Here is a 12892-nt window from a genome sequence, read left to right on the forward strand (position 1 = left end):
GGCCGGCATCCCCCGCCCCGACTCCATGTCGCCCCCGCTCCGGCCGCCATCCCCACTCCATGTCGCCCCCGCTCCAAGGTGTGCGCCCGCGCTCTCACCGCACTTCCTTCTGCGCCCTCCCCCCTTGCAGCCGACCCCGCCATAGTTGCCCCGTTCACGATCGGGGAGGTCCGCGGTGGGGAAACGGCGTGGCACCGAGCAACCCGGGGTCTCCGAGTCGGAGCGACTGCTCTTCGGGGGGCCGCTGCGGTACGACGGCGGGTGGAACTCGCACTCCGACGCGTTCATGGAGCTGGGGTTGCGGGCCATGGTGGCGCGGCTGCCCTCGCTGTTGTCGGCGAGTTTCCGGCTGGCCTGGCAAGCGGACCGACGGGCCGCGCGGACCGTGCTGGTCGCCGAGGTGGCCAGGGGTCTCACCCAGGCGGTGAGCCTGCTCGCCGTCAACATCGTGCTGGGACGGCTGATCGGCGGGGGTGCGCTGGAGGACCGGCTGCGGGGTGCCGTGCCCGCACTCGTCACCATGGCCGCCGTGATGCTGGTCGGGGCACTGCTGCGGGCCGCGTCGACGCATGCCACCGGCCGCCTCGAACCCAAGGTGGAGCGGGTGGCGACCGAGCGGTATCTGGAGCAGGCGGCGACCGTCGAGCTGGCCGCGATCGAGGATCACGCCTTCCACAAGCTGCTGGACACCGCGCAGTACGGCGCCACCTCGGCCCGTCGGATGATCTCGTTCGCGACCCGTGTGGTGAACGCGATGATCTCGCTGATCACGGCGGCGGGCGTGCTGACGGTGCTGCACCCGGCGCTGCTGCCGCTGCTGGTCACGATGACGATCCCGAGCGGGTGGGGCGCGCTGACGATCGCGCGCCGCCAGTACGAGTCCTTCCACACCTGGGTGCAGCACGTGCGGGCGGGCCGACTGCTCGGCGCCCTGCTGATCGAGCCGGAGGCGGCGCCGGAGATCCGGGTCCACGGGGTGGGCCCGTTCCTGCTCCGGCACTACCGCGCGATGGCGGAGACAGCGGAGACGGAGCAGGCCCGACTGGCGCGCCTCGCCGCCCGCACGGGGCTGATCGCGGCGACCTGGACGGGCCTGGCGACGGTGGCGACGTACGCGACACTGGGCGGGCTGCTGCTGGCGGGCGCGATGGCGCTGTCGGTGGCCGGTACGGCCGTGATCGCCGTGCGCGCCGGCTCACAGAGCCTGAACACCCTGGTCATCGAGATGAACGCACTGCACGAGGAAGCCCTGTTCGTCGGCGACCTCCAGCGGCTCTACGTGGAGGCGGCCCAGTGGGCGATCCCGGCGGGCGGCACGGCACTGCCGGACGATCCGCACGAGATCCGCTTCGAGAACGTCACCTTCACCTACCCGGGTGACGCGACCCGCCCCGCGCTCGACGACGTGACGCTCACCCTGCCGCTCGGCAAGATCGTCGCGCTGGTCGGGGAGAACGGCTCGGGCAAGACCACCCTGGTGAAACTGCTCGCGGGCCTGTACGCCCCCGGAGCGGGGCGGATCCTGTGGGACGACGTGGACGCGGCGCACGCGGACCGGAAGCTGCTCGCCGAGCGGGTCGCGATGGTCGCCCAGGACTTCAAGCGGTGGCCGTTCACCGCCCGCGTCAATGTGGCGGTGGGCCGCTCCTCGGTGCCGCTCACCGAGGAGCGGGTGTCGGGCGCGGTCGCGGAGGCCGGCGCCGGCGAGGTGCTGGAGGATCTGCCGCGCGGCCTGGACACGCTGCTGGCCCGCAACTTCAGCGGCGGGCACGAACTGTCGGGCGGCCAGTGGCAGCGGCTCGGCATCGCCCGGGCCGCCTACCGGCGCGGGCACATCCTGATCGTGGACGAACCGACGGCCGCCCTGGACGCGCGGGCCGAACTGGAGGTCTTCGAGAAGATCCGCGCACTGGCCGGTACCGGCCAGACGGTCGTCCTGATCACGCACCGGCTGGCGTCCGTACGTCACGCGGACCTGGTGCACGTGCTGGAGCAGGGCCGACTCGTGGAGTCGGGTACGCCCGAGGAGCTTCTGGCCTCCGGTGGTGTCTACGCGGAGCTGTACTCGCTCCAGGCCGAGCAGTTCACGGCAAAGGTGCCCGCCAAGGAGGCGGGCTGACCTCATGCGACGGCGTCGGCCGCCTCCGCACCCGGGACGATCACCAGGAACATGTCCGTGGCGAGGTCCATGACGACCTCGGCCGCCATTCCCTCGAGTCGCCTCGCGTGCGCGAACTCCTCCGCCGGCCACGATCCTCGCGGCCCGCCAGCGGGAAAGCGTTCGAGCACTGTTCGCCCGTTCACCACCCTGCACCTCCAGAAAGCGTTGCACTCACCCGTAGGAGTGCTTGTAGGAGTTAACGCCTTCCAGAGCCGGATAGCCTCGCTGAGTTGCCGTACTGAGACGTAGCTGACACGGGTTCACCCCGGAGTGTGAGGATCCTGTCACCGTACGACGGATAATCTCACCTTCCGTGTCAGTCCTCGTACTCGTCGTGATACCGGATGCGTACAGAGCCCGCGGGCGCCCCGAGAGCGGACGCGCGCCCCTTGGGTTCCTCCCACTCCTCCTGCCGTCCCAGCGCGGTGAGATCGAGGAAGGTGGTGGTCGAGCCGAGCCCGTCCAGACCGCGCTCATAGGTCGAGTACGTGTGGAAGACCCGGTCGCGGTCGCGCAGGAAGCAGCTGATGCCGGGCCGCTCCACCGGCTTCCCGTCGATCTCCAGAGTGACCTCGAAGTCGTGGTTGAACCCGGCGCCGTCCGACGAGTACCAGGGCATCGTCCAGCCCATCCGCGCCTTGAACGGCAGGATCTTCGTGTACGGCGCTCTCGACACGGCCGCGAACGTCGTCCCCCGTGCCCGCAGATGAACCAGATGTCCGATCTGGTCGAGGAAGGCGGAGCAGCTGCGGCACCCCGCGTCCCACTCGGGCGCGAACATGAAGTGGTAGACGACGAGCTGGCCTCGCCCCTCGAAGAGATCGAGCAAGGTGGCCTTGCCGTCGCCACCCTCGAAGACGTACTCCTCCTCCACCTCGACCATGGGCAGCCTGCGCCGCTCGGCGTTGAGCGCGTCCCGCGCCCGCGTGGCCGCCTTCTCCCTGACCAGCAACTCCGCGCGCGCCGCGCGCCATTCGTCCCGCGAGACGATCTCCGGTAGCGACATGGGCCCCTCCTGTACAACGGTCCGCTCGGGGTGGTGACCGTCGGTCGGGGCGGAACTCATCGGCGGCGCGGGAGATTCTTTCCATCGGCATCGGCATCGGCCCAGTGCCTCGGTGTCACGGGCCGTCGGCCTGCGTGACCCCCTGGGCGAGTTGGCCGACGACGTCCGCGACGCTGTGCCCGAAGGCGGTCGGAGCGATCAGGATGCCGAAGACCAGCACGATGAGCACGGTCAGTTTCTCGTCGTTGCGGCTGCGGGCGTGCGTTCGTCGACGCAGCCGCAGAACGATAATGACAGCGAGCAGTACAGCGACGTCGATCGTCAGCTCCACCAGGCCGGCCCTCCCCCTCAGACAGGTGTGTCCCGGCCTTCATGTGTAGCGTGAAACCACCTGCCGTGACCGCCCGGTCACCGATGGTTGGCGTCAAAGTACTTCTCCGCGACCGGATTTCAGGTCTTGTAGTTCTGGATCCGCCTGCCATGACTCAGGTCGAGCAGCGCGGGCATCCGCTCCCCCAACTCCCTTACGACAGCGGCCACATCGATGGTCAGCAGCTCACGGTCCCGCATCAGGACACGGCCGTCGACGATCGTCGTGCGGACGTCGCAGGAGCGGGCGCTGTGGACGAGGGTGGCGGCGAGGTCGTGGACGGGCTGGGTGTGCGGGCCGGTGAGGTCGACCAGGATGATGTCGGCGCGCCGGCCCGCCGCGATGGTGCCGACGACGTCGCCGAGTCCGACCGCACGGGCACTCTGGGGGCCCGCATGGTGCAGGGCCTGACGTGCCGTCAGCCAGCGTGGGTCGCCGGTGGTCGACTTCTGGAGGAGCGCGGTGAGCGCCATCGACTCCCACACGTCGAGGGAGTTGTTGGAGGCCGCGCCGTCCGTGGCGAGTCCGACGGGGATGCCGATGTCGTACAGGGCGCGGACGGGGGTGGTGGTGGGCCAGGCGAACTTGAGGTAGCCGCGGGGAGCGGTCGCGACGGCCGTACGTCCCGCGGCATGTGCGAGGACCGGGAGGTCGCGGTCGAGGATGCCGCTGCCGTGTGCGATCAGGACGTCCGTGTCGAGGATCCCGGTGCGCCGAAGCACCTCGATGGGTGTGACGCCGTGCCGGGCGAGGCTCGTCTCGGCCTGGTCGCGGTTCTCGGAGGCGTGGAGGTGGACGGGCAGACCGTGTTCGTGGGCGAGGTCGGCGGTCACGGCGAGGTCGGCGTCGTCGACGGTGTAGGGCGCGTGCGGGGCGAGGGCGGTGGTGATGCGGCCACCGGCGCCGCCGCGGTGCCGTAGCGCGAACTCCAGGGATTTCTCCCGCCCTTGGGGTCCCTGCGAGGAGAAGTAGGCCTCGCCCAGGTGGGCCCTGATCCCGCACTCGTCGACGACGGCGGCGACGGCGTCCATCGAGAAGTAGTGGTCGGCGAAGCAGGTGACACCGCCCCGGATCATCTCGGCGCAGGCCAGCCGCGCCCCCAACTCCACGTCCCTTGCGGTGAGGTTGGACTCGACGGGCCAGACGACGTCGTTGAACCACTCCTCGGTCGGCAGGTCCTCGGCGATCCCGCGGAGCGTGACCATGGGCGCGTGGGTGTGGCAGTTGACGAGCCCCGGCATCGCGACCTGGCCCCGGGCGTCGATCCGCTCGACGGCGGGCAGGTCGCGCACGGCGTCGGCGCTCGTCACCGACTCCACGACACCGTCCCGTACGACGACGGCCGCGTCCTCCTCGAACCCGATCCGCTCTTGATCGTCGTGCACGAGGACCGTGCATCCGGAGATGATGAGTTCGGCGGGAGCGTCGGTGGCGGAGACGGTGGGAGAGGCGGTCATCACGCCAACGTACGACGTCATAGGCGCTGCGCGTGAGCCGAACCACGCATCCGGTCGGGCCTCTGTCGCGGCCCCGCCCGGCCCGGCACCCTGGGCATCACGGCCTCGGGGGGAACGGCTTCCGAGACCGACGTACCGGCTTCTGAAGGGAGCCCGGCATGCTCCTCGGCACCTGGAACCTGGAGAACCTGTACCGTCCCGGCGGCCCGTACGGCCCGGAGGACAAGGCCGCCTACGAGGCGAAGCTCGCCGCTCTCGCCGCCGCGGTCACCGATCTGGACCCGACGCTGCTGGCCGTGCAGGAGGTCGGCGAGCCCGAGGCGCTCGGCGACCTGGTCGGCCTGCTGGGCGGCGGCTGGACCGTCGAGACCTCGCGGCACCCGGACGGCAGGGGCATACGGGTGGGCGTGATCTCCCGTACGCCGTTCGAGGTGCTGGCCGACACCACTGCCTTCCCGCCGAAGCTGCACCCGGTGCAGGGGGACGACGGGGCTGCGACGGTGGCGGAGTCGGGCCGCGGGTTCCTGGCCGTGGAGACGCAGACCGACCGCGGGCCGCTGCGGGTGGCGGTGGCCCACCTGAAGTCGAAGCTGCTGTCCTATCCGGGAGGCCGTTTCCAGCCGCGTGACGAGGGCGAACGGGCGCGCTACGGGGCGTACGCGCTGTATCGCCGGGCGGCCGAGGCGACGGCGCTGCGGGCGCTGGCCGACGACCTGCTCGACGGCGACGGACGCGAGCGGGATGTGATGGTGCTCGGCGACCTGAACGACGAGGTACAGGCCGCGACCACCCAGATCCTGCTCGGCCCGCCCGGCTCCGAGATCGGTACCGCCGGCTACCGGATGCCCGACAGGGGCGATGCGTTCCGGCTGTGGGACACGGCCCCGCTGATCCCCGCCGAGCAGCGCTTCTCCCGCGTCAACTCCGGGCGCCGCGAGCTGATCGACCACATCCTGTGCAGCCACCGTCTGGTGCACCGGGTGCGGGAGGCGGGCACGGGGCTGCCGGGCGGGGACGCGATGCGACTGCCGTCGGTGGGGGCGGATCCGTCGGCCCGGCGGGACGCGGCGGGCTCGGACCACGCGCCGGTGTGGGTGCGCGTGTGACTCCTGGGTGTACCGGCACCCGTGAGGTCGGGGACGCGGCGCCGGCGGGTGCGTGCGATCGCAAGGCGGAGGCGCGCACCCGATGCCGGCTGTATCGGGTGCGCGCTCGACTGCACGGCCGCGGATCCCCCCTCTGAGGGAGTGCGTGCCGGGCGCCGCCGCGCAGGCGGGACTTTCGCGGGACGCCCTAACCGGCCAGGGGCAGTTCGGGCAGCCGGACCGCCACTCGCGCGGCCCCTTCGGCGGGCCGGTCGAGTTCGCCGAGTTCGTCGAGGAGCTCGGCGAGCCGCCGGACGTGCCGAGGGGTGAGGCGCCCGGAGTCGTCCAGGTGGACCGCGCAGGCGGTGGTCGTGTCGACGAGCCGTTCGAGCACGGCGACGATCTCGTCGGCGCCCTCCGAATGCCGGGCGAGCGCGGGGAGTTCGGCAGCGGCGAGGGCGATGGCGGCACGCGCCTCGGCAAGCGCACGGTAGGCCTCACGGCGCAGGGTCCAACGCAGCGCACGGGAGTCCTGAACGCCGGTGTGCCGTAGGGCTCCCAGGTCTTCGGCACCGGTGTCCTGTACGGCTCCGGAGCCTTCAGCACCGGCCTCCCGCAAGACTCCCGAGCCTTCAGCACCGGCCTCCCTCAAAGCTCCCGAGCCCTCAGCACCGGCCTCCCGCAAGACTCCGGAATCTTCGGCGTCGGTCTCCCGCAGGACGTGCGCGAGGTACGCCTGCGCGGCACCGCCCGCCGCTGCCAGCCGGGACCGTACTGTCCCGCCCCGCTGTCCCGGCATCGGCAGATGCCCCACGATCAGCACGATCGCGCAGGCCAGCAGGGTCTCCATGATCCGGCCGGCGGAGGCCTGCGGCTCGCCGCCGACCATCACGAGCGCCAGGACGAGGACCGTGACGACGGCGGTCTGCGCGGCGAAGTGCCGGGTGGCCACGGGAATGAGCGCCCCGCAGACGGCGACGAGCGCGATGAGTCCCTCGGGCCGCGGCAGCACGAGCGCGAACCCGGCGAAGACCAGCGCCCCCAGCACGGTCCCCGCCGCCCGGCACAGCACCCTGGAGACGAGCGGCCCGAGGTCGGGCTTGACGAGGAAGACGGCGGTGGCGGGCAGCCAGTACCAGTGCTGGTGCTCCCCGTACCAGTGGGAGTGGTGCAGCGCCTGCGCGACGGCGACGCTGGCCCCGAAGCAGAGGGCGACCCGCAGCCCGTACTCCCGCCCGCCGGCCCCGAAGACGTGCCGCAGCAGGGCACGGAAGGTGAGCCGGCGCGTGTGCAGATCGCCGCCCCGGCCCCGGTCGAAGGCCTCGGCGGCCCGCAGCAGCGCGTCGTCGAGCGCGCGCAGCGCGGGCGCCGACCGGGTGGGCGCGGGCAACGGCCCGGTGTGCCCGTTCTCCCGTACGGCGACGGCGAGCCGCCGGGGCGCCGCGGAGGCCCGTCCGGGCACCGCCTCACCGGCCCAGGCGAGCGCGGTGGCGGCCTCGGCCAGGGGCAGCGCCGCGGCGTACTGCGCGTGCAGCCGCCGCTCGGCGGAGGAACTGGCGTGCCGCCGCAGCCGGGGTCCGGCGAGCGCGTCCTGCGCGTGGTCGAGGGCGGCGGTGAGCGCGACGCGGCGGGCGGTGGCCTGGTCGCTCCCGGCGGCGTCGAGGAGCTCGGCGACGGCCTCGTACACCGCCGCTACGGCCGCACGCTCCCCGTCGAACCGGAAGTCCCCGGCGATCGCGCCGGGCGTCGGCAGCGCGAGCCGCAGCCCGAGCAGCCAGCAGGCCCCGCCGAGGTAGACGACCGCACGCAGTCGGCCGTCCTCCGGCAACGGCATCCCGGCCCCGATCGCGGAGGCGACGAGCAACTGCGTACCGGCTCCGGACGCGACGGGCCCGACGGCACTGATGCCACCGGCGACCAGTCCGACGAGGGTGAGCAGCACCGTGAGGGTCACGGCCCCCACGTACTCCCCCGCGTACGTCCCGACGATCATCCCGACCGCCCCCGCGAGCGCGGGCACCCCGATCCTCTTGACGGAGACGCGTCGGCTGCCGGGCCGGTCGTTGATCCCGGCGAGCATGGCGGCGATGGCGGCGACGACACCGAGGGAGGTCCGGTCGGCGAGCACGGCGACGAGGAGGAGGGGCCCGGCGGACAGCACACCCCGCACCACGGCGTTCCAGGGAATCGGCCCCCGCTGAGCACGGAGGGCGTGGGCGAGCCAGAGCGGTAGGGCGGGTGACACAGGGCTCCTGTCGTCGGGGGAGGCGGGGTGTGCCTTCGGGCGACGGTGGCCGGGCAGTGGTGGGCTGTGGTCTCCACGGTAGGTCGTGTTCTTGGAGGGTCCGGGACACTTGTGTTACTCACGTGTGACGATGTCTGCAGGAGCCACGTTCTTTATGAACGCAATACTCCGCGTCCCGCGGACCACGGCGTCGGGCCCTTGTGTCAGGTCGGGCCCGGGGCCGATGACCGGGCGGCGGAGAAGAGTTCCTCGCCGTCGGCGATGGCCCGGAGCAGGCGTTCCGGGTCCGGCCGCACAGCCTCGATGATCCTGTCCATCGCTCGAAGTCCGGCCCGTTCCAGCAGCCGCTTCTCGTTCGTCACCCACTCCCCTCGCGCGGCCAGCACCGAGTGCCCCATCTGTACGGCGGCCGTCGCGAGTGCTCCTGCCGTCTCGGTGAGCCGGCCGGCCGGGGCGTGGTTGGCCTTGGCGTAGGCGAGGGTGGCGTGGGCGGTGCCCTGCCAGCGGTCGGCCGCGGAGGTGCGGAGTTTGTCGGGGTATGCCGACGGTCGCGGCAATGCCCCTCTCAGCACCTGGTTGATCGCGAGTTCGGCCACGATCAGGTAGGTGGGAATCCCCGCGAGATGGAACAGCAGGGGTTCCACCCGGAACCGCCCCTCCTGCGCCTGCGCCAACTCCCGTTCCACCACGTCGAGATCCCGGTAATGGACGTCGACCCGCCGCCCGTCGATCGTCAGCCAGGCGCCCCCGTTGAAGACACCGCCGCCCCACTCGCCGACCTCGGAGACCTCGCCCTCCCAGCCGACCGCGCGGAGCTCGCCGGGATCGAAGTCACCTCGGTAGTAGAGGGCCAGGTCCCAGTCGCTGTCCGGCCGTTCGGTGCCCTGGGCGCGCGAGCCGCCGAGGGCCACGGCCCGGACGGCGGGGAGGGCGGCGAGGCGGTCGACGACGGTGTCGAGGAAGGCGGCGTCGGAGCGAGGGGTGGCGGACATGGGCGCAGCGTACGGAGTGGCGCCCGCCGCCTCCACGCAATTCTGTCGGGTCCTCATCCCGTGGGTCCTCATCCCGTGGGTCCTCATTCCCGTGGGTTCTCGCCCCGTCGCGCCGGCAGCCCGACGATCCCGGCCTCCGAGGCGATTGTCAGTGCCGCGCGTTATCAATGAAGTCGTCACTCAGAGTTATGACGACGAGGGAAGCGCTGATGACGACACACGAGAAGGATCAAGCGGGTCAGGGCGGCCAGGAGGCGGCACCGCCTCCCCGCACCCATGTCTCCGCGGCCGGCCTGCGGATCCGCGGCTGGACTGCCGGCATGATCCGCCGACTGCTCGGGGAGCCCGATCTGCGGCGCACCAACCCGTATTTCCGTACAGCTCCGCAGTCCCGTCTCTACAGCATCGAGCGGGTCGAGGCCGCCGAGCGGAGCGAGGAGTTCAAGGCTGTCTCGGCGGCCGCGGCCCGGCGCTCCGCCGCGGTGAAGGACGCGGCGTTGCGGAGGCGGCGGGAGGTGCTCGCCCGGATCGCGGCGGAGCCGATCGACGTGCCGGTGCTCGCCCCGGACAGACTGGCGGCGCTCGCCGTCGAGCACCGCGATCATCGGGACAGGGGCCGGGAGCCCGGGTCCGGCACGCCGGACAGCTGGAAGGTCGACTACCTCTGCCATCGCCTGGCCCGCTACGACGGCATCCTCGACGAGCTGTCCGGCCGCACCGGGCGCGTGGCCGCGGAGCAACTGCTGCGGCGCCGGATCCACACGGCCATCGCCCGGACCTACCCGGAGCTTGCACACGAGTGCGAACGCCGGTCGTGTGCGCAGGAGCGTGGTCCGTCGCCGGGATGACACAGCCGGGCGGAGTGGGTGCGGAGGGTGCCGGCGGGCGGTGTGTCTCCCTACGCTCCGGGCGCATGAAAGACGATCAGGTGGCCCGTGTTCACGAACGCCTCGCCGCCCGCCCCGAGTTGCGTCCCATGGCGTTCGGCGAGGGCCACCGGTTCGGGCTCTGGGAACTCGCCTCGCTCGCCGAGGGCGCCTTCGGCGAGTGCGTCGACCCGGACTCGCTCAGCGTGACGGGCGAGAAGCGGTGGCGGCTGCGGTTGGGTGCGGCCGGGCGTGAGCACGGGCGCACCGACGACGTCCGGGTCAGGTACTGGATCCGCTCTCCGGGAAGTCGCGGTGGCAGGCCGATCGGGACCGTCGCCGTCGACACCTGCCCGGTCGGAGTGGGCGCGGTGCGCATCACCTCGCTCTACGTCCATCCGGTCGCCCGGCGGCGGGGGCTCGCCTCGGCCGTGCTCGACCTGGTCTACGACGCCTGCCGCGCCGAAGGTCTGCGGGGATACCGGCTGGACACGTACTGGACCTGGCAGCCGGCCGTCCGCTACTACCTCCGACGCGGGCTGTGGGTCACGTCCTGGAAGCACGCGCTGGGTTTCGCCCGGCTGTCGCAGCTGCCTCGGTACGAGGTCGAGGAGAGCGGAGAGGGGGAGTTGACGTTCCTGGTGACCGGCGAGGAGGGGCGGCCGGTCCCGGTCCTCGTCGCCGGGAGCGTGGGCGGCCGACTGTGGCTGCGGGAGAGCGAGGAGTACCGCGGGACGCCGGACCGGCTCGATGCCGTACGGCTGTACGCGCGCTCGACCCTGGCACTGCATCTGGCCGTGCGCGGACGGCCGTTGGTGCGAGGGGAGGAGGAACGGGCCAGGTCACATCCTTGGTGCGACATCGGCGAGCCGGAAGCACTCGCCCACCGGATCGCCGACTTCGAGGGGGTGGCGCGAAGCAGGGGGTGGCGGGTGCGGAGTCCGTACGGCGGCGGGCTCCCGGCCCTGTGACACGCACGCAGGCGCCGCGGAAATTCAGGTGCGGTCCCGCCCGGCACCGTCGATGATCGGAAAGTTGTCCGCCGTTCGCCCCAGGAGTCCACGTGATCCAGCGCGTCACCGCCCCGGCGCTCTTCCCGCCGCCGACCTACGCCCACGCCTCCGTCGTCGAGGCCGGCACGAAGCTGGCGTTTCTCGCCGGGTCCGTTCCGCTGGACGCGAAGGGGAACCTCGTCGGTGAGGGGGATCCCGCGCGGCAGGCCGAGCGGGTGATCGCGAACCTGCGGGAACAACTACAGGCGGTGGGCAGCGACTTGGAGCATGTGCTGTCGACCGATGTGTACGTCGTGAGCAGCGAGCCCGCGGTGCTGTCCACGGTGTGGGAGGTCGTCGAGGCGTCCGGACTGAGCTCCGGGCCGCATTCGTCGACGCTGATCGGGGTCGCGTGCCTCGGCTACTCGGGCCAGCTGGTGGAGATCACGGCGACGGCCGTCGTGCCGGAAGAAGCAGCACGGTGAGCGCGATCGTCATCCGTCGGGCCACTGCCGCCGACGCCTCCGCCACGGCCGACGTCTATCTGCGCTCCTTCGATGCCGCGCTGCCGACGGTGGTGCGGCCCCATTCCGACGACGAGGTGCGCGCCTATATCCGGGACGTTGTCGTGCCGCTTCGCGAGACGTGGGTGGCTGCGGCGGAGGGACAGGTCGTGGGGCTCATGGTCCTCGCCGACGATCTGCTGTCCCAGCTGTATCTCGACCCCGGCTGGCGGGGACGCGGCATCGGCGACGAATTCGTCGCGCTCGCCAAGGAGCGCAGCCCACGGGGGCTGGCCCTGTGGACCTTCCAGGTCAACAAGCCGGCCCACCGCTTCTACGAGCGTCACGGCTTCGTCGAGGCCGAACGCACCGACGGCAGCGGCAACGAGGAGCGGGAGCCGGATGTGCGATACGTCTGGCGCCCTTGAGAACAACCGGCCCGACGACGGCGGCCTCCTCCGGTCAACCCGACCACGCCGGCCTCCCCCGGTCAGCCCGACCGCGATCCCCACGCCCGTCTCTTCTGCACCGGCTTCGCGTAGCTCCGCGCCCGGCTGGTGCTCAGTCCCAGTCCCACCAGTGACTCCGCCAGCTTGACCGCCGCCCCCACCCCGTCGACCACCGGAAGCCCGAGCTTCTCCCCCACGGTCCGCTGCAGCCCGGTCATCCCGGCGCATCCCAGCACCAGCACCTCGGCGCCCGCGTCCCGCGCCCGCTCGGCGGCCACCAGGAAAGCGGCCTCCGTGCGGTCGGCGTCGCCCAGGTCGAGGACCCCGAGCCCCGTTCCGACGACGGCGGCGCAGTTGCGCCCCACCCCCGCCAGCTCCAGGCTGTCCTCGATCTGCCCGCAGGACCGTTCCAGGGTGGTGACGACGCCGTAGCGCCGGCCGAGCAGACAGGCCAGATGGGCGGCGGCCTCGGTGATGTCGACGACCGGTACGTCCACCAGCTCCCGGACGCCCTCCCGTCCGTGCTCGCCGAAGCCGGCCATGACGACGGCGTCGTAGGGGGGACCCTCGTACGTGCGCAGCAGGTCGATGACCGCCGCCGCGGAGAGGTAGCTGTCGAGCCAGCCCTCCGCGGACTCGGGTCCCCACTGCGGGGTGAGCCCGAGCACGGTGGTGCCCGGGCCTGCGGCGGCCCGGGCACCTCGTACGATCTCCTCGGTCATCTCCTGCGTGGTGTTGCAGTTGGTGACGGCGATCCGCACGTTTC

General features: G+C 72.0%; 13 protein-coding genes. 6 read left to right on the plus strand and 7 right to left on the minus strand.

What is annotated here, in order from left to right; all coding sequences use genetic code 11:
• Nucleotides 1-175: 175 nt before the first annotated feature.
• On the plus strand, nucleotides 176-2119 hold the full coding sequence (locus OHT57_RS12925) for an ABC transporter ATP-binding protein (RefSeq protein ID WP_328746495.1): 1944 nt from the start codon (nucleotides 176-178) through the stop codon (nucleotides 2117-2119).
• A gap of 2 nt (nucleotides 2120-2121) precedes the next feature.
• Here the strand turns inward: OHT57_RS12925 and OHT57_RS12930 are convergent, their stop codons facing one another.
• The 4 genes from OHT57_RS12930 to OHT57_RS12945 all read right to left on the minus strand — a co-directional run bounded on the left by OHT57_RS12930 (nucleotide 2122) and on the right by OHT57_RS12945 (nucleotide 4994).
• Nucleotides 2122-2304, minus strand: a complete 183-nt coding sequence (locus OHT57_RS12930) for a hypothetical protein (protein WP_328746496.1) — start codon at nucleotides 2302-2304, stop codon at nucleotides 2122-2124.
• A gap of 173 nt (nucleotides 2305-2477) precedes the next feature.
• The gene (locus tag OHT57_RS12935) at nucleotides 2478-3167 is read right to left on the minus strand and encodes a DUF899 domain-containing protein (RefSeq protein ID WP_328746497.1); all 690 of its coding nucleotides are present in this window, start codon (nucleotides 3165-3167) and stop codon (nucleotides 2478-2480) included.
• Nucleotides 3168-3282: 115 nt separating this feature from the next.
• Nucleotides 3283-3498 carry a hypothetical protein gene (locus OHT57_RS12940; RefSeq protein ID WP_328746498.1) on the minus strand — a complete coding sequence of 72 codons (216 nt, stop codon included), beginning with the start codon at nucleotides 3496-3498 and terminating at the stop codon, nucleotides 3283-3285.
• Nucleotides 3499-3617: 119 nt separating this feature from the next.
• On the minus strand, nucleotides 3618-4994 hold the full coding sequence (locus tag OHT57_RS12945; RefSeq protein WP_328746499.1) for an amidohydrolase: 1377 nt from the start codon (nucleotides 4992-4994) through the stop codon (nucleotides 3618-3620).
• Between the two features lie 158 nt (nucleotides 4995-5152).
• Here OHT57_RS12945 and OHT57_RS12950 point away from each other — a divergent pair, with 158 nt between their 5' ends.
• Nucleotides 5153-6100 (plus strand): endonuclease/exonuclease/phosphatase family protein, encoded by a 948-nt coding sequence (locus tag OHT57_RS12950; RefSeq protein WP_328746500.1) that lies wholly within the window; start codon nucleotides 5153-5155, stop codon nucleotides 6098-6100.
• A gap of 187 nt (nucleotides 6101-6287) precedes the next feature.
• Here OHT57_RS12950 and OHT57_RS12955 read toward each other — a convergent pair whose 3' ends face one another.
• Nucleotides 6288-8324: an FUSC family protein gene (locus OHT57_RS12955; RefSeq protein ID WP_328746501.1), complete on the minus strand. Its 2037-nt coding sequence runs from the start codon at nucleotides 8322-8324 to the stop codon at nucleotides 6288-6290.
• A 203-nt stretch (nucleotides 8325-8527) separates the two neighbouring features.
• Nucleotides 8528-9316: a nucleotidyltransferase domain-containing protein gene (locus OHT57_RS12960; protein WP_328746502.1), complete on the minus strand. Its 789-nt coding sequence runs from the start codon at nucleotides 9314-9316 to the stop codon at nucleotides 8528-8530.
• A 209-nt stretch (nucleotides 9317-9525) separates the two neighbouring features.
• On the opposite strand from OHT57_RS12960, the gene OHT57_RS12965 reads away from it, so the two are divergent.
• The 4 genes from OHT57_RS12965 (at nucleotide 9526) to OHT57_RS12980 (ending at nucleotide 12105) form a co-directional block, all read left to right on the plus strand.
• Nucleotides 9526-10164: a hypothetical protein gene (locus OHT57_RS12965; protein WP_328746504.1), complete on the plus strand. Its 639-nt coding sequence runs from the start codon at nucleotides 9526-9528 to the stop codon at nucleotides 10162-10164.
• A gap of 65 nt (nucleotides 10165-10229) precedes the next feature.
• The gene (locus OHT57_RS12970) at nucleotides 10230-11153 is read left to right on the plus strand and encodes a GNAT family N-acetyltransferase (RefSeq protein WP_328746505.1); all 924 of its coding nucleotides are present in this window, start codon (nucleotides 10230-10232) and stop codon (nucleotides 11151-11153) included.
• A 92-nt stretch (nucleotides 11154-11245) separates the two neighbouring features.
• Nucleotides 11246-11659, plus strand: a complete 414-nt coding sequence (locus OHT57_RS12975; protein ID WP_328746506.1) for a RidA family protein — start codon at nucleotides 11246-11248, stop codon at nucleotides 11657-11659.
• Nucleotides 11656-12105 carry a GNAT family N-acetyltransferase gene (locus OHT57_RS12980; protein ID WP_328746507.1) on the plus strand — a complete coding sequence of 150 codons (450 nt, stop codon included), beginning with the start codon at nucleotides 11656-11658 and terminating at the stop codon, nucleotides 12103-12105. Before OHT57_RS12975 ends, OHT57_RS12980 begins: the two co-directional genes overlap by 4 nt.
• Before the next feature lie 62 nt (nucleotides 12106-12167).
• Here OHT57_RS12980 and OHT57_RS12985 read toward each other — a convergent pair whose 3' ends face one another.
• A complete protein-coding gene (locus OHT57_RS12985) occupies nucleotides 12168-12887 on the minus strand; it encodes an aspartate/glutamate racemase family protein (RefSeq protein ID WP_328746508.1) in 720 nt (239 codons plus the stop codon).
• Nucleotides 12888-12892 lie beyond the last annotated feature (5 nt).

The organism is Streptomyces sp. NBC_00285 (genome assembly GCF_036174265.1).
Lineage (GTDB): Bacteria > Actinomycetota > Actinomycetes > Streptomycetales > Streptomycetaceae > Streptomyces.

What these genes read in the sequence shown, in the direction of transcription:
- OHT57_RS12960 (WP_328746502.1), bottom strand. Translation starts at nt 9,316, where the DNA reads ATGTCCGCCACCCCTCGCTCCGACGCCGCCTTCCTCGACACCGTCGTC.
- OHT57_RS12945 (WP_328746499.1), bottom strand. Translation starts at nt 4,994, where the DNA reads ATGACCGCCTCTCCCACCGTCTCCGCCACCGACGCTCCCGCCGAACTC.
- OHT57_RS12970 (WP_328746505.1), top strand. Translation starts at nt 10,230, where the DNA reads ATGAAAGACGATCAGGTGGCCCGTGTTCACGAACGCCTCGCCGCCCGC.
- OHT57_RS12950 (WP_328746500.1), top strand. Translation starts at nt 5,153, where the DNA reads ATGCTCCTCGGCACCTGGAACCTGGAGAACCTGTACCGTCCCGGCGGC.
- OHT57_RS12935 (WP_328746497.1), bottom strand. Translation starts at nt 3,167, where the DNA reads ATGTCGCTACCGGAGATCGTCTCGCGGGACGAATGGCGCGCGGCGCGC.
- OHT57_RS12965 (WP_328746504.1), top strand. Translation starts at nt 9,526, where the DNA reads ATGACGACACACGAGAAGGATCAAGCGGGTCAGGGCGGCCAGGAGGCG.